The organism is Oceanicaulis sp. LC35 (assembly GCF_052055585.1).
GTDB lineage: Bacteria > Pseudomonadota > Alphaproteobacteria > Caulobacterales > Maricaulaceae > Oceanicaulis.
In genome coordinates, this window is the sequence record NZ_CP170485.1 from 591,492 (window position 1) to 611,849 (window position 20,358).

At 63.2% G+C, this 20,358-nt stretch carries 15 protein-coding genes and 1 tRNA gene; 14 read left to right on the plus strand and 2 right to left on the minus strand.

Annotation, left to right across the window (positions count from 1 at the left end; genetic code table 11):
• Positions 1-232 precede the first annotated feature (232 nt).
• From ACFELO_RS02855 to ACFELO_RS02915, 13 genes are all read left to right on the plus strand, one after another.
• Positions 233-1,462, plus strand: a complete 1,230-nt coding sequence (locus ACFELO_RS02855) for a thiamine pyrophosphate-dependent enzyme (RefSeq protein ID WP_440959063.1) — start codon at positions 233-235, stop codon at positions 1,460-1,462.
• Between the two features lie 3 nt (positions 1,463-1,465).
• Positions 1,466-2,479 carry an alpha-ketoacid dehydrogenase subunit beta gene (locus ACFELO_RS02860; protein ID WP_440959064.1) on the plus strand — a complete coding sequence of 338 codons (1,014 nt, stop codon included), beginning with the start codon at positions 1,466-1,468 and terminating at the stop codon, positions 2,477-2,479.
• 2 nt (positions 2,480-2,481) lie between these two features.
• Positions 2,482-3,774 carry a dihydrolipoamide acetyltransferase family protein gene (locus ACFELO_RS02865; RefSeq protein WP_440959065.1) on the plus strand — a complete coding sequence of 431 codons (1,293 nt, stop codon included), beginning with the start codon at positions 2,482-2,484 and terminating at the stop codon, positions 3,772-3,774.
• 638 nt (positions 3,775-4,412) lie between these two features.
• Positions 4,413-4,862, plus strand: a complete 450-nt coding sequence (locus tag ACFELO_RS02870; RefSeq protein ID WP_440959066.1) for a DUF4442 domain-containing protein — start codon at positions 4,413-4,415, stop codon at positions 4,860-4,862.
• The gene (locus ACFELO_RS02875) at positions 4,862-5,482 is read left to right on the plus strand and encodes a TetR/AcrR family transcriptional regulator (RefSeq protein WP_440959067.1); all 621 of its coding nucleotides are present in this window, start codon (positions 4,862-4,864) and stop codon (positions 5,480-5,482) included. Before ACFELO_RS02870 ends, ACFELO_RS02875 begins: the two co-directional genes overlap by 1 nt.
• Positions 5,483-5,550: 68 nt before the next feature.
• Complete coding sequence (locus ACFELO_RS02880) at positions 5,551-6,648, plus strand: serine hydrolase domain-containing protein (protein WP_440959068.1); 1,098 nt, start codon at positions 5,551-5,553, stop codon at positions 6,646-6,648.
• A gap of 59 nt (positions 6,649-6,707) precedes the next feature.
• Positions 6,708-6,905 (plus strand): hypothetical protein, encoded by a 198-nt coding sequence (locus ACFELO_RS02885; protein ID WP_440959069.1) that lies wholly within the window; start codon positions 6,708-6,710, stop codon positions 6,903-6,905.
• 114 nt (positions 6,906-7,019) lie between these two features.
• The gene (lpdA, locus tag ACFELO_RS02890; RefSeq protein WP_440959070.1) at positions 7,020-8,438 is read left to right on the plus strand and encodes a dihydrolipoyl dehydrogenase; all 1,419 of its coding nucleotides are present in this window, start codon (positions 7,020-7,022) and stop codon (positions 8,436-8,438) included.
• A gap of 53 nt (positions 8,439-8,491) precedes the next feature.
• Complete coding sequence (locus ACFELO_RS02895) at positions 8,492-9,451, plus strand: cation diffusion facilitator family transporter (protein WP_440959071.1); 960 nt, start codon at positions 8,492-8,494, stop codon at positions 9,449-9,451.
• A 168-nt stretch (positions 9,452-9,619) separates the two neighbouring features.
• On the plus strand, positions 9,620-9,946 hold the full coding sequence (locus ACFELO_RS02900; RefSeq protein ID WP_440959072.1) for a TonB family protein: 327 nt from the start codon (positions 9,620-9,622) through the stop codon (positions 9,944-9,946).
• A gap of 82 nt (positions 9,947-10,028) precedes the next feature.
• The gene (locus ACFELO_RS02905; protein WP_440959073.1) at positions 10,029-12,068 is read left to right on the plus strand and encodes a methyl-accepting chemotaxis protein; all 2,040 of its coding nucleotides are present in this window, start codon (positions 10,029-10,031) and stop codon (positions 12,066-12,068) included.
• 107 nt (positions 12,069-12,175) lie between these two features.
• Positions 12,176-12,252: transfer RNA gene (locus ACFELO_RS02910), tRNA-Met, on the plus strand.
• 167 nt (positions 12,253-12,419) lie between these two features.
• Positions 12,420-14,129 (plus strand): sensor histidine kinase, encoded by a 1,710-nt coding sequence (locus tag ACFELO_RS02915; RefSeq protein WP_440959074.1) that lies wholly within the window; start codon positions 12,420-12,422, stop codon positions 14,127-14,129.
• On the opposite strand, the gene ACFELO_RS02920 is transcribed toward ACFELO_RS02915, so the two are convergent.
• Entirely contained in the window at positions 14,105-14,767 is a 663-nt protein-coding gene (locus ACFELO_RS02920) for a response regulator (protein ID WP_440959075.1), read from the minus strand. The two genes, ACFELO_RS02915 and ACFELO_RS02920, sit on opposite strands and share 25 nt — an antisense overlap.
• Entirely contained in the window at positions 14,764-15,969 is a 1,206-nt protein-coding gene (locus tag ACFELO_RS02925; protein WP_440959076.1) for a hypothetical protein, read from the minus strand. Before ACFELO_RS02925 ends, ACFELO_RS02920 begins: the two co-directional genes overlap by 4 nt.
• Before the next feature lie 166 nt (positions 15,970-16,135).
• On the opposite strand from ACFELO_RS02925, the gene ACFELO_RS02930 reads away from it, so the two are divergent.
• The gene (locus ACFELO_RS02930; RefSeq protein WP_440959077.1) at positions 16,136-20,227 is read left to right on the plus strand and encodes a PKD domain-containing protein; all 4,092 of its coding nucleotides are present in this window, start codon (positions 16,136-16,138) and stop codon (positions 20,225-20,227) included.
• Positions 20,228-20,358 lie beyond the last annotated feature (131 nt).

Sequence of the window (20,358 nt, forward strand, 5' to 3'; positions counted from 1 at the left end):
AACTTCTGATTTCTAAATCAAGTGGACCATAGATCGGGATGAAGCTCCGCAAACGGGGGAATAGCGCGCGGTCAAAGCAGTTCGGTCGCACTCAGTCTGACGGCGAATCCGGCATTCATGATGCGGCGCAGCATGGCTTTGTCCGCTGCGCGTCGCTTGCCAAAAGCCTCTCGGATCGCTACCTCGCAGCCCGAAAAGCCTTGTATGGCTTGAAGAAACGTACGGACAAAGCATGTCGAACGGCCAATCCCGCTTCCATGTTCCGACCCCGCCTTATCGGCCGGGGGACGAGCCCGACTTCTCTCATCTGGAGCTGCAGAAGGCGGGCGAAGCGCCGCGTCCTGATCCGGCTGCCAGCTGGCAGGAAACCCGCGATCTGGCCACGGGCCTTGTGGGCGTGCTCGACCATAACCATCAGGCCGTCGGCGCCTGGAACCCGGAGCTGAGCCCGGAAGTCCTGCGCGAGGGGCTGAGCCATATGGTGCTTACGCGCATTTATGACGAGCGCATGCTCAAGCTGCAGCGCCAGGGCAAGATGAGCTTCTACATGAAGTCGCTGGGTGAGGAGGCGGTCGCCGTCGCCGCGGCCATGGCGCTCAAGCCCACCGACATGGTGTTCCCCAGCTATCGCCAGCAAGGCATCCTGTTCGCGCGCGGCCGCAACATCGTGGACATGATGTGTCACTGCATCTCCAACAGCCGCGACAATCTCAAGGGTCGTCAGCTGCCGGTGCACTACACCTGGGCCGAGGGCAATTTCTTCACGATTTCGGGCAATCTGGGCACCCAGTTCCCGCAAGCCGCCGGCTATGCCATGGCCTGCGCCTATAAGGGCGAAGATCAGATCGCGGCGAGCTGGATTGGCGACGGCACCACGGCGGAAGGCGATTTCCACGCCGGTCTGACGCTGGCGTCCACCTATCGCGCGCCGGTGATCTTCAATGTCGTGAACAATCAATGGGCCATTTCCTCCACCCAGAACATCGCCCGCGGCGATGCGCCGACCTTTGCGGCGAAGGGGCTGGGCTATGGCCTCGCCTCGATCCGGGTGGACGGCAATGACTTCCTCGCCGTTTACGCCGCCACCCAATGGGCCGCAGAGCGCGCCCGTCAGGGCAAGGGCGCTACGGTGCTGGAGCTGTTCACCTATCGCGCCGATGCGCACTCTACCTCCGATGATCCGACCAAGTATCGTCCCAAGACCGAGTTTGAGCGCTGGCCGCTGGGCGATCCTGTCGAGCGCCTCAAACAGCATCTGATCGGTAAGGGCGAGTGGGATGAAGAGCGTCAGGCCAAGCTGGAAGAGCAGATGACCGCGCTGGTGGTGAAATCCTACAAGGAAGCGGAAAGCCACGGCACGCTGCACGAAGGCCCGCTTTCGCCCACCGAAAGCATTTTCGAAGATGTCTACGCCAAGCCCGACTGGCGCCTGCGTCGTCAACGTCAGGATCTGGGGGTTTAAGTCATGCCAGCGATGAACATCATTCAGGCGCTGAACTCGGCCATGGACGTGCTCCTGGAGCGCGATCCGGACGTTGTGATCTTTGGCGAGGATGCGGGCTATTTCGGCGGCGTCTTCAAGGCGACCGACAAGCTGCAAGACAAGTACGGCCTCGACCGGGTGTTCGACACCCCGATCAACGAGGCGGCGATCGCCGGCATGGCGGTCGGCATGGCGGCCAAGGGCCTCAAGCCCATCGCCGAGATCCAGTTCGCCGACTACATCTTCCCCGCCATCGACCAGATCATCTCCGAGATGAGCCGCATCCGCTATCGTTCGGCAGGTCAGTTCACCTCGGGCTGCGTGGTGCGCTCGCCCTGGGGCGGCGGCATTCGCGGCGGCCAGACCCACTCGATGAGCCCGGAAGCCTTCTTCACCCATGTGCCAGGCCTGCAGGTCGTCGTGCCGTCCAACCCCTATGACGCCAAGGGCCTTCTGATCGCGGCGCTGGAAAGCGGTGATCCGGTGATCTTCTTTGAACCCAAGCGGATCTATAATGGCCCGTTTGACGGCGTGCCGGACACGCCGCTGAAATCCTGGGCCAAGCACGCCAAGGGCGAAGTGCCTGAAGGGTATTATACCTGCGAGCTGGGCAAGGCCGAAGTGGTGCGCGAAGGCGAAGCCTGCACGGTCATCGCCTATGGCACGCTGGTTCACGTCGCTCAGGCCGCCGCCGAAGCGTCCGGCATTGATGCGGAGATCATCGATCTCAAGACGCTCGTGCCCTACGATATCGAGACCATCGCGAAATCGGTCAACAAGACCGGTCGCGTTGTCGTCGCGCAGGAAGCGCCGCGCACGTCCGGTTTCGCCGCCGAGCTGGCCGCCCAGATCCAGGAAGAATGCTTCTACGCGCTTGAAGCGCCGATCTTCCGTCTGACCGGCTGGGACATTCCCTATCCGCACGCCCATGAATGGGCGTACTTCCCCACGCGCGACCGCTTTGCGCGCGCGATGAAGACCGTGACGGAGGCCTGAGCATGAGCGAATACAAGTACAAGCTCCCCGATGTGGGCGAAGGCGTTGTCGAGGCGGAAATCGTCGAATGGCACATCAAGGTCGGCGACACCGTCACAGAGGACCAGCACATCCTGGATGTGATGACCGACAAGGCGACCGTTGAGATCCCCTGCGCGGTGAACGGTGTGGTCAAATCCATTGTCGGCGAGCCGGGCGAAGTCATCGCGGTGGGCACCGAAATCCTCGTCATCGATGTGGACGGTGAAGTGCCAGACGATGTCGAGAACACGGCCGAGCCTGAAGCCAAGGAGGCGCCCAAGGCCGAGGCCCCGAAAGAAGAGCCGAAACCGGAACCCAAGCCGGAGCCCAAACCGGCTCCTGCAGCGGCTGCTCCGGCGAAAACCGCCGCGCCTGCGCGGCCCAATGGCGAGCGTCCGCTGGCGAGCCCGGCGGTGCGTCAGCGCGCCCTCGAGGCTGACATTGATCTGGCGCATGTGCCGGGCACCGGGCCTGCAGGCCGGATCACCCATAACGATCTTGATGATTTCATCGCAGCGGGCGGTCGTCTCGTCTCCAAGGCGGGCGGGGCTGGCGCGTCGAAAGCGCCGCGCACCGGCAAGCAGGATGTGAAGGTCATCGGCCTGCGCCGCAAGATCGCCGAGAACATGGCGCACGCCAAGCGCACGATCCCGCACATCACCTATGTGGACGAGATCGATCTGACCGCGCTCGAAGACCTGCGCGCGCACATGAATGCGAAGAAGTCAGACGACCAGACCAAGCTGACCATCATCCCCTTCCTGGTGATGGCGCTGGTCAAATCCCTGCCGAAATTCCCGCAGGCGAACGCTCATTTCGACACCGACGGCTCATTGCTGACCCAGCATGACGGCATCCATTGCGGCATCGCCGCCGCCACGCCCAACGGGCTGATGGTGCCGGTTATCAAGCACGCCGAGTGTCTTGATATCTGGGAGGTCGCGGCCGAGGTGAAGCGCCTCGGGGACGCCGCGAAAGCCGGCAAGGCCACCAAGGAGGAGCTGACGGGTTCGACCATCACCATCACCTCGCTGGGCGCCATTGGCGGCATCGTCACCACCCCGGTGATCAACCATCCCGAGACCGCCATTATCGGCGTGAACAAGATGCAGACCCTGCCGCGCTATGACGAGGTGGGCCGCGTGGTGCCGAAGAAGATCATGAACCTGTCTTCGAGCTTCGATCACCGCATCGTGGACGGCTATGAAGCCGCGCTTCTGGTGCAGGAGATGAAGGGGTATCTGGAAAACCCCGCGACGCTGTTCATGGATTAGGACGAATGCTTTCGCGCTTCTTGGATCGGTTTTCCGGGGCGGCTGCGGTCTATCTAACGATAGCCTTGTTGAGCATATTTGGGTTGCCTCGTTTGGGCCTTGGGAGTTGGGTTCCCTATGTGATTATGGGAGCTTTCTTTCTTGTCACCATCTTCGTTGTGGTGCGAACGGCTTTGCTTGGCATGAAACAAGACAAATAGACTCCCAACGCATTCTCAAAGCCTGGCCCTCGCGCCGGGCTTCATTCTGATAGAAGCCCCCGCGTCATCCCGGCTCAGGCCAGGGATGACGGTGTGTTTGTGGCAAGTGTCGCATGGGCCTCCGGATCAAGTCCGAAGGCCGAGAGGTTGAGACTTTTCCCTCTCGGTCCTCGGGCTTGACCCGGGGACCCACGAGCGGCTCAGCTGCAGGAATAATATCGACATTGACGAGCGTCCCTCTCCCCTTCCTGAGGGGAGAGGACAGGTGAGGGGTGAGCCGCGCTTGATCCTTTAGACGCAGCGTGTCGGATGCGTACCCCCTCACCCAGCCTCTCCCCCTTGGGCAAGGGGGAGAGGAGAACTCACTCGGACCAACTTCCCCTTGCCACCCCCATTCCCGCCTCCTAATGTCACCAGTGGTGACATTAGGAGGGTTTGATGTCGATCTATGAGATGATCCGCGACCATATGGATAAATCCGTGCCGTTCGCGAAAGTGACGGGCGTTGAGCTGGTCGAGCTTTCGCCAGAGCGTGGCGTGGCGCGGCTCAAGAAACGCCCGGAGGTGGAGAACCACATCCAGACCATGCATGCGGGTGCGATGTTCACTTTGGGCGAGGCGGCCTCGGGCGCGGCGCTGGGCGGCGTGCTGGGCGAACTTCTGATGTCGGTGCGACCCGTGGCGGCGGACGCCAGCATCAAGTATCTCAAGACCGGCAAGACTGATCTCATCGCCACCGCGACCGCCAATGCCGACGCCGAAGCGATCCGCAAGGAGCTCGCGGAGGTCGGCAAGGTGGTGTTTGACATCAATGTCGCGATCACCGACGCCGAGACTGTGACTGTCGCCGAGATGGTCGTGAACTGGCACGTCAAGAAAACGGGCTGATGGCCGGGCGCAAATACCATCATGGCGAGGTGCGCCAGACGGCGGTCAGAGCGGCGCTCGACCTGATCGAGGCCGAGGGCGCTGACGCCCTGACCATGCGCGCCCTGGCCAAGGCGGTAGGCGTCGATCATCGCGCGCTCTACCGCCATTACCCGGACCGTGACGCGGTGCTGGCCGAAGTCGCCGCCGAGGGCTATCGCCAGCTTCTGAGAGCGCAACAGGCGGAGTGTGAAGGCGCGTCAAACCCGCTTCAAACCGCGTTCGAGGTCTATGTCCGCTTTGCGCTCGACCGCCCCCATCTGCATGCCCTGATGCTGACGCGCTCCCGTGCGGCGATGGATGCGCATGCGGCGCTATGGGAGGCGGTCAAGGACGAGCTGGATCAGCTCATGGTCTGGTCGCGTCAGGCGTTGGGGGCCGAGAAGGGCGAGCGGGAAACCGACGCCCGCGATCTCGCCTTTGCGGCGCTGGCGGCGGCCTATGGTCTGATCACGCTGGCGGGGACGGCTTCGCTGATGGCCCGCAGCCCTGAAGATTTGCGCCAGTTCGTCTCCGATCAGGTGGCGGGCGTGCTGGACGGCCAGCTCCTGCGGTTCAAGGCGTTGAAGCTCGAGCGGTAACGTCTTACGCCGAATTCACCCAACGGGCGGTCTCATCTGATAGGCTTTCTCCTGCAAGGAGGATTGTGATGATGAAACACGCCGCATTCGCTACAGCGCTTTCACTGTTGACCGGGGCGCTCGCCAGCGCCCAGACGCCGGCGGAGACGTTCGAGAGCGGGCTCGCGGAGTACCGGCGAAGTCATCACATCCCCAGCCTGTCTGTCGTGGTGCTGCGGGACGGCGAACCGGATGTGGAAGCCTATCTGGGCTGGTCCGATGACGAGGGCGAGCTTCCGACCACGGCTGACACCACCTATTTCATCGCATCTGTGACCAAAACCGTGTCGGGAACGACGCTGTTTCTGGCTGATGAGGCGGGTGAGATTGATCTTGATCGCCCCATGGCGGATGCCGAGGACTGGCAAGGCCTATGTGACTGGTTTCCGGACTCCGGGATTCCGCTGGCGGGCGGCGAGGTGGAGGGCGTGATCATGCCCGACTTCAGCTGTGCGGGTCAGACCCTGCGCCAGGTGGTGAACATGCAGGCCAATGGCGAGCCGGGGACCGATTTCTGGTACAATGCGCTCGTCTTCGCTCGTCTGGGTCGCTGGGTTGATGAAGTGCATGAGCGCGACTTCCGGTCTCTCGTGCGCGCCTATGTGCTCGATCCACTGGCGATGACCGACACCATGGCGGGCTGGCATGACATCCAGAATTTCCATGTGCTCAGCCATCTGGCGCCGCCCTTCTTCTTTGATGGCGAGCGCGTGGTCAAACAGCCCTTCCCCGATGACGATTTCCGGGGTGCGGCGGGACTCTACATGACGCCGATGGATCTGGCGCGCTTTGACCGGGCGCTGGATGACGGCACGCTTCTGACGCCCGGGCAGCGTGACGCCCTGTGGACGCCGCCCAACAATCCCGACGGTTCGCCGTCTGAATACGCCCATGGCTGGTTCCTTGAAGACTATCAGGGCGAGCGGCTGATCTTTCATTCAGGCTGGCAGCCCGAGGCCTATTCGGCGATCTATCTGAAAGTTCCTGATCGGGGGCTGACGCTCATCGCCTTCGCCAACAGCGAAAGCCTGTGGTGGCATAACCGACCGGATCGGTCGGAAATCGAGCGCTCTGATCTCGTTCAGGCCTTCTTCGCGGCTTATGGCATTGGCGAAACCACGCCCTGATCGGGAACTTTCGTCTCGGCCCTCGCGTTCATCACCCAGCACAGACAAAGGGTGATGAGATGAAAACGTTCGGCATTTTCCTGATTGGCGCGCTTTTAGCGATTGGCGGTCTGACCTGGGCGCTGGTGCAGGTCGGCATTCCGGCCACCTGGATCGTGATCGCAGACATGATCTTGCTGGGCGTGGCGGTGGCCAGCGGCGCCGGGCTCACCAAACGCTGGGCCGATAACACCAAGGTCAATGTCGAGAAGGGCTAATCTGTACGGACCTTTACTGGAGAAGGGGCAGGATTCAGCCTGCCCCTTTTTTGTTGTGCTCTGACAGTCTAAACACCAGCCCAATCCATACCGGATCTCGCAGGAGTTTTGCTCATGGCCCAGTCTAAAACGTGTCAGGTTCTCGTCGTCGGCGGCGGCCCGGGCGGCTATCCGGCCGCCATTCGTGCGGGCCAGCTGGGTCTGGACACCATCATCGTGGACAAGCACGGGCTGGGCGGCACCTGCCTGAACCGGGGTTGCATCCCGTCCAAGGCCTTCATCCACGCTGGCTCCAAGTATGAGGAGATGGTCCATCACGCCGAGAAAGACGAGATGGGCCTCAAGGTCTCCAACCCCACGCTCGACATGGCGGGCGTGACCGGGTGGAAGGACGGCATCGTCTCCAAGCTCACCAAGGGCGTCGGCCAGCTTCTCAAAGCGGCGAAGGTCGAAGCGATTGCGGGCTGGGCGACCTTCAAGAACGCCAAGACCTGTGTGGTCGAGATGGAAGACGGCGAGACCGTCGAGATCACGGCGGAAAACGTCATCCTCGCCACGGGTTCAAAAGAGACCGAGCTGCCCTTCATGAAATTCGGCGGCCATGTCATCGGCTCCACCCAGGCGCTGGAGCTGACCGAGCGTCCGGAAAAGCTGGTGGTCGTGGGCGGGGGCTATATCGGCCTCGAGCTCGGCATCGCTTTCCGCAAGATGGGGTCCGAGGTTGCGGTCGTGGAAGCGCTCGATTCCATCCTGCCGAGCTATGACAAGGAGCTGATCCGCCCGGTCCAGATGTGGCTGAAGAAGAACAAGGTCGCTCTGCACACCGGCTGCAAGGCCAAGGGCGCGGTCGAGGAGAGCGGCAAGACCTATCTCGAGTTCGAGGACGCCAAGGGCGAGATCCAGCGCATCGAAGCGGACAAGATCCTGGTCGCGGTGGGTCGCAAGCCGGTCACCGAAGGCTGGGGGCTTGAGAATATGGGCCTCGACATGGATGGCCCGTTCGTGAAGATCGACCATCAGTGCCGCACCGCCATGCGCGGCGTCTACGCCATTGGCGACCTCGTCGGCGAGCCGCTTCTGGCGCACAAGGCCACCAAGCAAGGCGAGCTGGTCGCCGAGATCATCGCCGGCCACAAGCGCGCTTATGACCCGGTTTCTGTCGCCGCGGTGTGCTTTACCGAGCCCGAGCTTGTCGGTGTCGGCTTGACGCCGGACGAAGCCAAAGCCAAGGGCGAGACCGTGATCACCGGCAAATTCCCGCTGGCGGCGTCCGGCCGGGCGCTGACCATGGAAGGCGGCGCCGACGGCGGCTTTGTGCGCGTCACCGCTCGCGAGAGCGATCATGTGATCCTCGGCATTCACGCCGTGGGCAAACACGTTTCTGAGTTGTCGGGCGAGTTCGCCCTGGCGCTGGAGATGGGCGCGACGCTGGAAGATGTGGCGGGCACCATCCATGTGCACCCGACCCTGACCGAAGGGTTTGCTGAAGGCGTGCTGACCGCGCTGGGGCATCCGATCCACATTTCGGTCTAGGCAACGTTATGTCATCGCTTTTCCCCGCTCGTTAAAGCGGGTAGGGGAGGGCGATGACTGACGAACACGCTCACGACTCTCACGATCCCCATCATGGTCATGACCACCATCATGATCACGGCCATGGTCATTCGCATGCCCATCCGGTGGACAGCCGGAACGAGACGCGCACCCTGATCGCAGCGGCCCTGACCGGCGGGTTCATGCTGGCCGAGGTGATTGGCGGCCTGCTCACCGGCTCGCTGGCGCTGCTGGCGGACGCCGCGCACATGCTGACGGACTTCGCAGCGCTGATTTTAGCCTGGGGGGCGTTTCGCCTGTCACGCCGACCGGCGACCGACAAGCGGTCTTACGGCTATGACCGGCTGCAGATTCTCGCCGCCTTCGCCAACGGGGTGACGCTGTCCATCCTTGTGGTCTGGATCGCCTGCGAAGCGGTGATGCGCCTGTTCAACCCCAATGAGATCGAGGCCACAGGCATGGCGGTCATCGCCGTTCTGGGGCTGCTTGTGAATATCGCCGCCTTTGGCGTTCTGCATGGCGCGGACAAGGACAATCTCAACATCCGCGGCGCGCTCGCCCATGTGATGGGCGATCTTCTGGGCTCTGTGGCGGCCATTATTGCGGCGGCCGTGATCTGGTGGACCGGCTGGACGCCCATTGATCCGCTTCTGTCACTTCTGATTGCGGCTCTGATCGGGATATCGGCCTGGCGGCTGGTACGCGATGCGGGGCGCGTGCTGCTGGAAGCGGCGCCGGACCATATCGACCCAAGCGTGTTGCGCGCGGACCTCACGGCCGCCATTGAAGGCGTGCGCGATATCCATCATGTCCATGTCTGGTCGTTGACCCCGGACCGGCCCATGGCCACGCTCCACGCGCGTATTGCTGCGGATGCGGACGCGCCTGCGATCATCCTGGCGATCAAGTCCCGCCTGGCGGAGCGCTACAAGCTCACCCATGTCACGGTGGAGATCGAGACGGGGCCCTGCGCGGACGCAAACACGCACTAGCGTATATTTACCTCGCGTTAGGCATACACCTTAAACGAAGATTCAGCCCTTTCTGTCATAAACCTCACCAGTCGGACGTTCTAAGAGCGGACACACGTTCAGGCGTCGACGTTTTGGGAAGATTGTGGGCCTCAGAAGAGGACCCCCTTGCAAGGTTTGGGTGTGACTATGAAAAAGTTTGCTGGTGTTTTCGCTGCCGTGTCTCTGATCTCCGCTTTCGGCGCCGTTCCGGCGCTGGCGCAAGAGCCGGAACTGGTCGAGGCTTCCGCTCCGGAATTTCCGCGTGCGGCCGAGCGTCGTGAAATCGAAGGCCATGTGGTCGTGCGTTACAATGTGACCGCCGACGGCGCAGTGGCTGACGTTGAAGTTGTCGAGGCCACTCCGGCCGGCGTGTTCGAGCGCTCTGTGCTTCGCGCTCTGGAAGACTGGCGTTACGCCTCTGGCGCAGGCGCCCAGGGCGTTGAGCGCCGCTTCGATTTTAACTTCGGCGGATAAACCTTTTATCAAGACGGCGCAGTCAGATAATGGCTGCGCCGTTTTTGTGTTTTGAAGTATTAACCTTAATTGGGGCTAACCGATGGCGATCTCGTTCCACTCTGTGCAGTCGCGCCTGCTGGCTGCATTCGCCGCCGTGATCGTGATTACTCTGGCGACCAGCGCCGCAGGATTGTTTGCGTTCTCCAGTTCGAAGAATGCGCTGGATGTGATCGTAGAGGAATCAGCCCCCCGCGCCGCCGCAGCCCAACGTCTTGAAGCCGCCTCCGGCGCTCTGACGGGCGAGCTGGCGGCCTTTTCGCGTTCGCGCGATACTATTGACCAACAGGTTTCCGCGTCTCGTCTGGATACGCTGATGGGCGAAGCCAGCGCCGCGATCGACTCCCTGCGTCAGGCGGGTCTGAGCGCGGCCAACGCCGATGCACTCAGCGAAGCGCTTAACGGGGTGGGCTCGGCTGTGTCCGACGCCTCCGGCCCGGTCAGCGCCAAACTCGAAGCCATCTCCTCCCGCGAGCGCGCCATGCGTGAAGTGCTGCGCCAGCGCGCCGCCGTCTCCGAGATGCTGGAAGCGGCGCTGGATGAAACCAGCGATGAAGGCGTGATCGAAACCCTTCTGCGCTCTTCCATGGCCGTGAACCTTGTGGCGGCCCGCTTCGCCGAGCTGAGCACCGCTGACAGCCCGGGCGAAGTCTCTGAAATTCAGGACGAATACTACTACGCCGCCGATGATCTGAGCATCAACATGGCCATTCTGGGCGATGTGGCGACCGATGAGCTGCGCGGCGCCATCGATACGCTTCTGGCCTATGCCGAAGGCGATCAGGGCATGTTCAACCTGCGCTTGACCGAACTTGAGATGATCGACGAGACCGAAATGCTCGTTGAAGACGCGCGCATCATGGATGCAGCGCTCGCCGAAATCGTCACCCAGACCCGTGAAGCCGCGCTTGCTGACCAGGCGCAGGCCAGCCAGGGCGGTCTGAACGCCATGGCCTTTGGCTCCGCCCTGATGTGGGTGTTCGCGGTCCTGTCGGTCGCTGTGGGTGGTGCTGTGGGTTACTTCTACGTCTCCCGCAACCTGCTGACCCGCCTGACCCGGATCGCGCGCGCCATGAAAGAGCTGGCCAAGGGCAATCTGGGCAACGAGATCCACGACGAGGACAAGGACGAGATCGGCGAGATGGCCAAGGCCGTCGCCGTCTTCCGTCAGAACGCCATCGAGCGTCAGCGTCTGGAGCAGGAAAGCGAAGCCGAGCGACTGGCCCGCGAAGCGCGCGCCAAACGGATCGAAGAGCTGGTCGCCCAGTTCGACGATGTGTCCCGCCGCGCGCTTGATGCTGTGGGTAACGCCGCCGAGGAAATGGAAAGCGCCGCAACGGCTCTGGATCACTCTTCACGCAGCGCTGGTGAGACCACGGCGCGCGTGAACGCCTCGGGCGGTCGCGCCGCCGAGAACGTGGACACGGTGGCCGCCGCCGCCGAGGAGATGACCGGGTCGATCGCCGAGATCGCCCAGCAGATTTCCCGCTCCACCGAGATTGCCCAGGACGCCGCCAACCGCGTTCAGGCGACCAACACCGATGTGGCCCAGCTTGATGAAGCCGCCGCCCGGATTGGCGATATCGTGAACCTGATCGAGGGCATCGCCGAGCAGACCAACCTTCTGGCGCTGAACGCCACCATTGAAGCTGCGCGCGCCGGTGAAGCCGGCAAGGGCTTTGCGGTGGTCGCCAGCGAAGTGAAGACCCTGGCCGAGCAGACCGCGAACGCTACCAAGTCCATCTCCGACCAGATTTCCGGCATTCAGGGCGCAACGGGCAAGACCGTGTCCGCCATCGAGAATATCGGCGAGGTCATCTCGGAGATGAACAACATCTCCGCCGCAATTGCTGCGGCCATGGAAGAGCAACGCGCCGCTGCGTCTGAAATCACCCGCGCAGCCCATGAAGCGGCGTCTGGCACCCGCGAAGTGGCTGAATCCATCGGCCATGTGGACGCCGCCGCCGCCGAGACCGGCCAGTGCGCCGCCCAGGTCAACTCGGCCAGCCACGCGCTGAACACCGAATCCTCGGGTCTGCGCAAGGCGGTCAGCGAGTTCCTCGCCTCGGTGCGTGCGGCCTAACTGACTTTGGTGTCGCCGCATCAGCGCGGGCCCCTTGCAAGGCGGCCCGCGCGCGGTTATACGCCTCCCTCCGGTTCGCAGCCCACCCTGCTGCGGACAGATGGTTTGGCTGGGTAGCTCAGCTGGTTAGAGCGCACGACTCATAATCGTGAGGTCGGGAGTTCAAGTCTCCCCCCCGCCACCACCACCCCTTTCCTTTGAGATTGAAACACCGCCCTGCACGCGCGCAGCTCTTTGCGTCTGACTGCGACCCCCATGAATTGGGGGGCGGGGAACGCTTATCCGCATTGACCTTGACGCCGGTATCAGATGTTTTCCATCCGATGACGCCAGGGGCAGGGGTGAGGACCGGTGAGCCGGACGAATGTCTTCAAGATCACAGCGATCCTCGTGATCCTCGCCAGCGCGCTCTGGGTGCAGGTCTGCACGGTGGGCGGCGTCTCTGCGCCTCGGGACGATGTGCGCGTGGTGGTCGAGCGCTCTTCCTATATGAACCGGCGTGTCGCCGGTCTTGAAGACGCGCCGACGCTGGGCCAGCGCGCCGGGCTGCTCCCGGCGGGGCGCTATCGCTATTACTGGCCGCTCGAGCGCGAAGACTTTCCCGAGGGGCGGGTGGGCGTGTTCATTGGGGATAGCGGCGGCATGACATTCACGCTGGTCAATGGCGCGCTGATGAGCCGGAGCGTGCCCCAGGGCCTCAATGTTCCGGGGCTGGGCGCGCAATGGCGGTTGACCGAGGCGCCCTCGAGCGTGCTGGTGCCCGGCGCGAACCGGATCGAGCTGGTGACCGATCATGAACCCCTGCGGACCGGCTTGCGCGTCTGGCGTATCGGCGCGTACGAGCAGATGTCGCAACGTCTGCAGCGCTGGGTGTCCTGGCTGTACTGGATGCCGCGGCTGGCTCTGGTGCTGGCCGGACTTGGCGTGGGGCTGAGCCTGTCGGTCATTCTCGCCTATGGGGGCAAGAAGCCCTCCCATGTGATCTGGGGCGGGGTGGCGATCGTCTATCTGGTTCAGGTCTTCACTGCCCTGGTGGGCGGGCTGGTCTTCAGCCCCGGATGGGTGGCGATGATCGGCTATGTCACGCCCGTGCTGATCGCCCTTGGTTTGATGGCGCAGGCCAATCGGACGCGCGCCTTTGCGGGCGACTGGCGGGCCTTCAATCCGGACCGCGTGCTGTTCACGCTGGCGATTGGCGCCAACGTACTTCTGGTCGTCGGCGGCTTTGTTCCGTTGGGCGTTCTGTCGCCGACCCTGATGCTGACGTTGGGACTTCTGAGCGTCGGGTCTCTGGTCGTCATCGAGCCTGCGGCGGACCTGTTCCGCCTGATCGCCAAGCGCAGCTCGCGCATGCAGGCCCTGACCCGGAAAGTGCATGAACAGGCCCTGGAGCTGGACGAGAAGAGCCGTCAGGTCGCGTATGAAATGCGCAACCGGGCCATTCTGGAAGAGCGCCAGCGTTTCACCCGCGACATCCATGACGGCATTGGCGGGCAATTGCTGTCGCTGCTGCTGCGCATCCGCAGCGGCGTCATGGACAATCGCAATATCTCAGAAGAGATCCAGGCCTCGCTCAATGACTTGCGGCTGGTGGTGGATTCCATCGACCATGTGGGCGACGATCTGGGGGCTGCGCTGACGACCTTCCGGGTGCGCGCGGAACCGCAGATGAAGGCGGCGGGGATCGGCTTTGACTGGCGCCAGCCGGATGAGCTGCGGGGGCATTTGCGCGGCACAGGCGCAACGCTGCACCTGTACCGGATGATCCAGGAGTGCCTCGCCAACGCCATCCGTCACGCCCGGGCGAGCCATCTGATGGTCCGGATCGAGCAGCCTGCGCCTGACCAGCTTGTGCTGAGCATTCGTGATGACGGGGTGGGGATCAGCCGCGATCAGGCCGGAGCGCCGAGGGGCAAGGGTATCCGCAACATGTATCGCCGGGCTGAACTGCTGGGCGCCGAGCTGGCGATCGAGCCGTGTTCGGAGGAAGGCGGCACCTGTGTGACGATCACCGCGCCGCTCATGCGCTCTCAGGATCAGATATTGATCCAGCCCATGTGAACCGCCTCGAACACGGCTTCCGATTTCGAGCGCACATCCATCTTGCGATAGATCGATTTGACGTGGTCGCGGACCGTGTGGGGCGAGATGCCCATGAGCTGCGCCGCCTCGTCATAGGACATGCCCTTGGCGAAGAGGGCGAGGATTTCCGTCTCCCGCTCGGTGAGGACGGATTTTTCCAGCGGCGCCTTGGCGTCCTTCTGTTCGCGCACCAGTGACAACAAATGGCTGGCGGCCTGCGCGCTCATCGGGCTCGCGCCCTTGATGGTGTCGCGAATGTGCTGAACGATCAGTTCGGGCTGGGAATCCTTGAGCAGATATCCGTCCGCCCCTGATTCAATGCTCTTCATCACGCTCAGCCGATCCCCCAGAACGGTCAGGATCAGCGCCTTGCTATGCCCGTTCTGAGAGAGCTGTTCGACGAACTCGGTGCCCGAGCCGTCCGGCAGTTGCAGGTCCACCAGACAGATGTCGGGGGCGGGGCCGGTCTCGAGCGCCGCTCGGGCTTCCGCAAGGGTCGCCGCGGCGAAGGCCAGCTCGAAGCCGTCCTCGTTGGAAATGGTGTGCCGCAGATAGTCTCGCATGACATCATCGTCTTCGAGCACGCCAATGGCGATGCTGGCCTGTGTCATCGTCATTGGTCTTGTCCCGCCCCGTCCTGATCCCAGCAATTTCCATAAAGTTGATTGGGAGAGTCAATCCAGGCCTGAGGCGTCCCGGGGAGAGCGCCTCGTCCGATGACCGATTGCACCATCAGGCCATCATGGATGTTCATCATTCTCCACTCGGGCCCGAACCGGGCGGCGCACAGGGCATGGCCCTCGCTCTGAGTCGAGATCGCCTCTCCAGCAATGGGAGGCGTGAAACCGATTTCCGCGCCGGTCCAGGCCATCTCGTCGATGAAGTCGAGCGCCTCCTCAGGAACCGGCAGACCCTGGGGGTGAAGGCAGGCCAGGGGCAGCGCCACGCTGCAGGCGGTATCCCCCACATAAGGGTCACAATGACCGCGCTCGTTCTGATCGGTGCAGGAGAGCTCCAGAATGCTGTCATCCAGCGGATTCGCCATGACGATGAAACTCGTTCCCTGATGGGCGGGCGGCTCCAGGCAGGCCGCGACCCCCACGAAGTCCACCATGGTGTCCTCGCTGATCGCATACTCGACCGAGACCGCGGACTCCCCGCCTCTGACCCACTCCAGCAGGTTGGCGTACTGACGGGGCAGGGGTGATTTGTCGGGGTTGAGACCGACCGGGAAGGTCAGGTCTTCAAGGCGGGCGTAGAACAGCTCTCCATCGGCGGTCCAGGGCGAGGGCTCGCCGGATTCTACCCGGATGAAGGTCTCGATATGGGCGTGCCCGTCCGAGGATTTGTTGATCAGGTCGCCGATGGTGATCGTGTCATTGCGCGGTTGAGCCCATTCGCGAATGCGCATGGCGATCAGGCCGTCAACGGTGCGCGGGGACAGCTCAAGATGGTCCACCAGCACCTGATCGAGACGGTCATCGTCATAGACGCGCTCAACGCCCACCGAACCGTGTGAGAACCGTTCGGCCAGGAACAGGTAGAGCGCGCCGCGTGCAATGGTCTCGTCGCCGCTTCTGGAAAACTCGTCCTCCACACCGCGCAGGACGATCTCTTTTGTTTCCCCGCGCGCGCACTGGAATTGCTCCAGCCGCTCCATGCCGGTCAGGGGCGCCGTGTCAGAACCGCCCTGACCCCGCTCCAGACGGATCGGAGCGCCCTGAAGTCCTGTCAGGAACAACACGGCGCTCGCAATGCCGATCAGGGTTCCCAGAACCAGGACGACGAGCAGGGGGAAGATCGAGCCGTAAAGGCGCATGAAAAGGCCTGCAGGATAAGAAACTTTGCGCGTATAGCCCGCTTGCGACAGCGCGCCTCCCCCACGTTTGTGGGGTCTTCCCCTCGAAATCAAGGATTTAGAAGCGGCCCACACTCGGACCGGGGTCTCATCGCGAGGCCGGGTCCTCAACACCTGGGACGTAACCATGCAAAGACGAACTAACCTGAGCGGGTATGGGGCCCGCTTAAAAGAGCCGGGGCTCAGTCGCCTGGCGGGACTGACGGGCGCGGCCTTGTCCGTGCTTCTGGGCGCCAGCGCCTCGGCGGTGGATGTGACCAGCAAACCCTCATCGCTGACCTATCAGGATGTGTCCGGCTACTGCCATGTCACGGCCGCCGCCAACAGCTTCGAGGTGTTTGGTCGCAATCAGGACACGGGCAATCTCGATACCTTCGATTTTGCGATCTACAACGCCTCAGGCCTCAACCAGGTCTGGGGATCAAACCTGAGTGTCCAGGATAACTTCACCCAGCAATTGCCGGCGGAGACCATTGCGATAACGCTCTTCAGCGGTCCGGCCCCGCTGTATTTCGGCATTGTGGATACGGGCGCGGCCAGCGTTGCAGGGCCTGCGGGCGGCACGGTGGTCGCCGGCGTAGAGCTTGACCAGGCCGCCATGTACGCGGCAGGCGGGCGTTGCCGAGTCCTCGCCAATGCCATGGACACCACGGCGCCGACCGTGACCAGCATTGTCCGGCGTCAGGTGGAAAACACGGATGCGGACTCCCTGACCTGGCGGGTCACCTTCTCCGAAGCGGTGCGCAATCTCAGCGGTGCGGATTTCGCGGTGACCGGCGCCACCGTCACCTCGAAAACTTTTCAGGTCATATCCTCCTCCGTATATGACATCACTGTCAGCGGCGGCACGTTGACCAACCTGCCCAGCGGCACGGTGGGGCTGGGCTTTGCCGGCGGTCAGGATATCGAGGACCTCTCGGCCAATGCGCTGACAAACACCACCCCGACCGGCTCGAACGAGACCTATAACGTCACCAACGCGGCCGACACGACCGCACCCCTCGTCAAGAACGTATTCCGCAACAATCCGGCGACCGCGACCACCAGTTCAGACTCCCTGGAGTGGCGCGTGACCTTCTCTGAAGACGTCGCCAATGTGGACGCCAATGACTTTGTCGTGAACGGAACCACGGTGGCGATGATCTCCTACAGCCAGGTCTCGGCTTCGGAGTATCTGATCGAGGCCTCTGGCGGCGCGCTGGTGAACCTGCCCAATGGCACGGTGAGTCTGGGCTTTGCTGGCGGGCAGAATATTGCGGACCTCGCGGGGAATGCGCTGACCAACACCACGCCCGGGAGCGCCAACGAGACCTATACGGTCACCAATTCGGCGCCGGTGAACCAGGCGCCGGTGATCTCCAGCGTGACCGCGTCTGAACCCACGGCGTATTTCGACCCGAACGCCAGCTCGGCGAACCGCGTGTCCGTGGTTCTGACCGCGCGGTATTCGGACGCCGATGGCGATACGCTGACCGCAAGTTTCCAGCGTCAGAGCGGGCCCGCCTCCACGTCTGACAGCCCCAGCGTCAGCTCCACTCGTTTGCGTCAGACCTTCTATCAGCCTGCGAGCGCGGGTGTTGCGGTCTATGATGCGACGGTGAGCGACGGTAATGGCGGCTCGGATTCCGGTCAGGTCTCGGTGAACTGGGTGGTGAACACGCCTCCGACGGCGAGCGGCCCGACCGATCAGAGCCCCGCTGGCGTGCTGCAACTGGGTACGGTCCTGACCCTGAGCGCGGGCGCCGTGAACGACGCCGATGGTCAGCCCCTGACCTACACCTGGACGCAGACGGGCGGTCCTGACGTGACCCTGAGCGATTCCAGCGCGGCCAACCCGACCTTCCCTGCGCCTGCAGGCGGCGGCAGCTTCACCTTTGATGTGGTCATCTCTGATGGCGTGAACTCCATCACCCGCACGATCACCATGACTGTGGACGTCGAGAACCAGCCTCCTGTGGCGCAGCCGGACTTCGGTTCGCAGAACGGCAATGCCACTGGCGATTCCTCGTCTGGCGATGTCGTGGTCGAGCCGGGCGCACCGGTCTATCTTGATGGCCGTAGCTCCACCGACCCTGAAGGCCGCACCCTGAGCTATGTCTGGCGTCAGATCTCGGGCACGCCGGTGCAGCTGTTCGACGGTGACAAGCCGATCGCCTATTTCCTTCTGCCAGAAGCGACTGCGACGCCGGCTTCATCTGCGGCAATGGGGACGGCTTCGGCGTCCTCGCCCCAGGTGACGCCCGTGCTGTCCGACATCGTGTTTGGCCTGGTTGTGTCTGATGGCGAGCTGTCCTCTGCCGAGGCGACCCTGACGCTGGATGTCAGCACCAATAGCCGTCCTGTGCCGCAAGCCGGCGGGGACCGTGTCCTGCACGGTCTGGACAATGGCGACACGGTTCAGCTTGACGCCACCGCCAGCTCTGACGCTGATGGCGATGCACTCAGCTATGCCTGGTCCATCATCAGCGGCAATGCCAGCCTGAATGACGCGACCATCGCCCAGCCGATGCTGACCTATCACGGCTCCAACTCTGATGGCGTGGACGATGTGGTCGAGCTGGTACTGGTCGTGAGCGATGGCGTCTTTGACAGTGCGCCGCTCGCCCTGACCTACACTTTCCAGGACAACCGCGCGCCGATCGCCAATGCCGGCGCCAATATCTCAGGCATTGACGGCGGTGAGGTTGTCACCCTGAACGGTTCGGCCTCCACGGACCCGGACGGGGATGCGCTGAGCTATCGCTGGACGCAGGTTTCGGGCCCGACCGTGACCCTGTCTGACGCCAACACGGCCTCTCCGAGCTTCACCGCTCCGGATGTGGACGCCAACACCCAGCTGGTCTTCGAGCTGGTCGTCAGTGACGGCAGCGTGGACAGCGTTGCGTCGCAGGTGACCGTTTCGGTGCGCCCGGTGGGCTCGATCACCATTCTCACCCAGTCCATGGGCGGGGATTCCAGCTTCACCTATGTGTCCAGCCTGTCGGCCCTGTCCGGTTCGGTCGGCACGTCCGGCGGTCAGGCCATGCTGGTCGCTGACGCCGTGGGTGCAGGCCGCTATTCGGTGACCCTGCAGGACCCGCGCGACAGCGGTTATGCGCTGACGGCTCTGGCCTGCACCGATGCGGACTCCGAAGGCTCCGTCAGCTCTGGCGAAGCGGTGATCAACCTGGCCCCGGGCGAGGATGTGACCTGTACCTTCACCGTGGTGAATAGCCGGGGCGCCGCCCAGGAAGCCATTCAACAGATGCAGGCCCAGCGTGGCGCGCTTCTGCTGAGCAATGGCCCCTCCGCCGCGCGTCGTCTGGAGCGTGTGAATGGCGCGCAGGTGCGTCAGAGCGGCGTTCAGGTCGCAGGCCTGCAGCTGATGGACGGCCAACGTGCGCCCGTCAGCCTGTCCATGACCGATGCCGCCTCCTCTCTGGCGATGAGCCTGAGCAGCCTGCTGGGCGAGTCTGCGTCCACTGGCAAAGGCAGCTTTGACCTGTGGGGCGAGCTGACCCTGGCCGAGTTCGACAGCGCCGGTAAGAGCGGCGACTTCTCGCTGCTCTATCTGGGTGCGGACTACATGGTCACCGACCGTCTTCTGGTCGGCGTGCTGGCGCAGATCGACACGTTCGACAGCTCCAGCGCCAGCACTGTGGGCGATGGCAAGGGCGACGGCTTCATGGTCGGCCCCTACGCCACCGCGCGCCTTGCGGACAATCTGTACGCCGATGTCCGGATCGCCTGGGGTGAAGCGGACAACGAGATCAACCCGCTGGGCACGTTCGTGGACGAGTTCGACACCAGCCGCGTGCTGTTCTCGGGCAGCCTGACGGGCGACTATGAACTTGGCGGTTCGCTGAGCCTGCGTCCGACTGTGGAGTATCGCAGCTTCAACGAAACCCAGAAGGCCTACACGGACTCTCTGGGCGTTCTGATCCCGGAAAGCGAGCTGAGCCTGAACGAGCTGAGCTTTGCGCCGATGCTGCAAACCCGTCACCAGCAACTGGACGGGGATGTGTGGACCGCCTTCATCGAAGCAGAAGGCATCTACAATTTCGGCGACACGGTGGTTGGCGTCTTTGACGAGGACTTCCGGGTCCGCTTCGAAGGCGGCGTCGACTGGGCGTCCGAAAACGGCTTCCGGGTTTCAGTCAAAGCCTTCCTGGATGGCGTTGGCGCGGACGAGTTTGAAGCGCACGGCGTGCGCTTCGCGGTCAGCCGGACCTTCCACTAGGTCCTGATCGTACTCGACGAAGGATGGCGGGGCTCTCGGGCCCCGCCATTTTTTTATGGCGACGCCCCACGGTCTCGCGCCCAAGGTGCGGCACACGCGCGCGGGGCAGTGACAAGTCTCCAACACTTATC

What these genes read in the sequence shown, in the direction of transcription:
- ACFELO_RS02855 (WP_440959063.1), top strand. Translation starts at nt 233, where the DNA reads ATGTCGAACGGCCAATCCCGCTTCCATGTTCCGACCCCGCCTTATCGG.
- ACFELO_RS02860 (WP_440959064.1), top strand. Translation starts at nt 1,466, where the DNA reads ATGCCAGCGATGAACATCATTCAGGCGCTGAACTCGGCCATGGACGTG.
- ACFELO_RS02865 (WP_440959065.1), top strand. Translation starts at nt 2,482, where the DNA reads ATGAGCGAATACAAGTACAAGCTCCCCGATGTGGGCGAAGGCGTTGTC.
- ACFELO_RS02870 (WP_440959066.1), top strand. Translation starts at nt 4,413, where the DNA reads ATGTCGATCTATGAGATGATCCGCGACCATATGGATAAATCCGTGCCG.
- ACFELO_RS02875 (WP_440959067.1), top strand. Translation starts at nt 4,862, where the DNA reads ATGGCCGGGCGCAAATACCATCATGGCGAGGTGCGCCAGACGGCGGTC.
- ACFELO_RS02880 (WP_440959068.1), top strand. Translation starts at nt 5,551, where the DNA reads ATGATGAAACACGCCGCATTCGCTACAGCGCTTTCACTGTTGACCGGG.
- ACFELO_RS02885 (WP_440959069.1), top strand. Translation starts at nt 6,708, where the DNA reads ATGAAAACGTTCGGCATTTTCCTGATTGGCGCGCTTTTAGCGATTGGC.
- lpdA (WP_440959070.1), top strand. Translation starts at nt 7,020, where the DNA reads ATGGCCCAGTCTAAAACGTGTCAGGTTCTCGTCGTCGGCGGCGGCCCG.
- ACFELO_RS02895 (WP_440959071.1), top strand. Translation starts at nt 8,492, where the DNA reads ATGACTGACGAACACGCTCACGACTCTCACGATCCCCATCATGGTCAT.
- ACFELO_RS02900 (WP_440959072.1), top strand. Translation starts at nt 9,620, where the DNA reads ATGAAAAAGTTTGCTGGTGTTTTCGCTGCCGTGTCTCTGATCTCCGCT.
- ACFELO_RS02905 (WP_440959073.1), top strand. Translation starts at nt 10,029, where the DNA reads ATGGCGATCTCGTTCCACTCTGTGCAGTCGCGCCTGCTGGCTGCATTC.
- ACFELO_RS02920 (WP_440959075.1), bottom strand. Translation starts at nt 14,767, where the DNA reads ATGACGATGACACAGGCCAGCATCGCCATTGGCGTGCTCGAAGACGAT.
- ACFELO_RS02925 (WP_440959076.1), bottom strand. Translation starts at nt 15,969, where the DNA reads ATGCGCCTTTACGGCTCGATCTTCCCCCTGCTCGTCGTCCTGGTTCTG.
- ACFELO_RS02930 (WP_440959077.1), top strand. Translation starts at nt 16,136, where the DNA reads ATGCAAAGACGAACTAACCTGAGCGGGTATGGGGCCCGCTTAAAAGAG.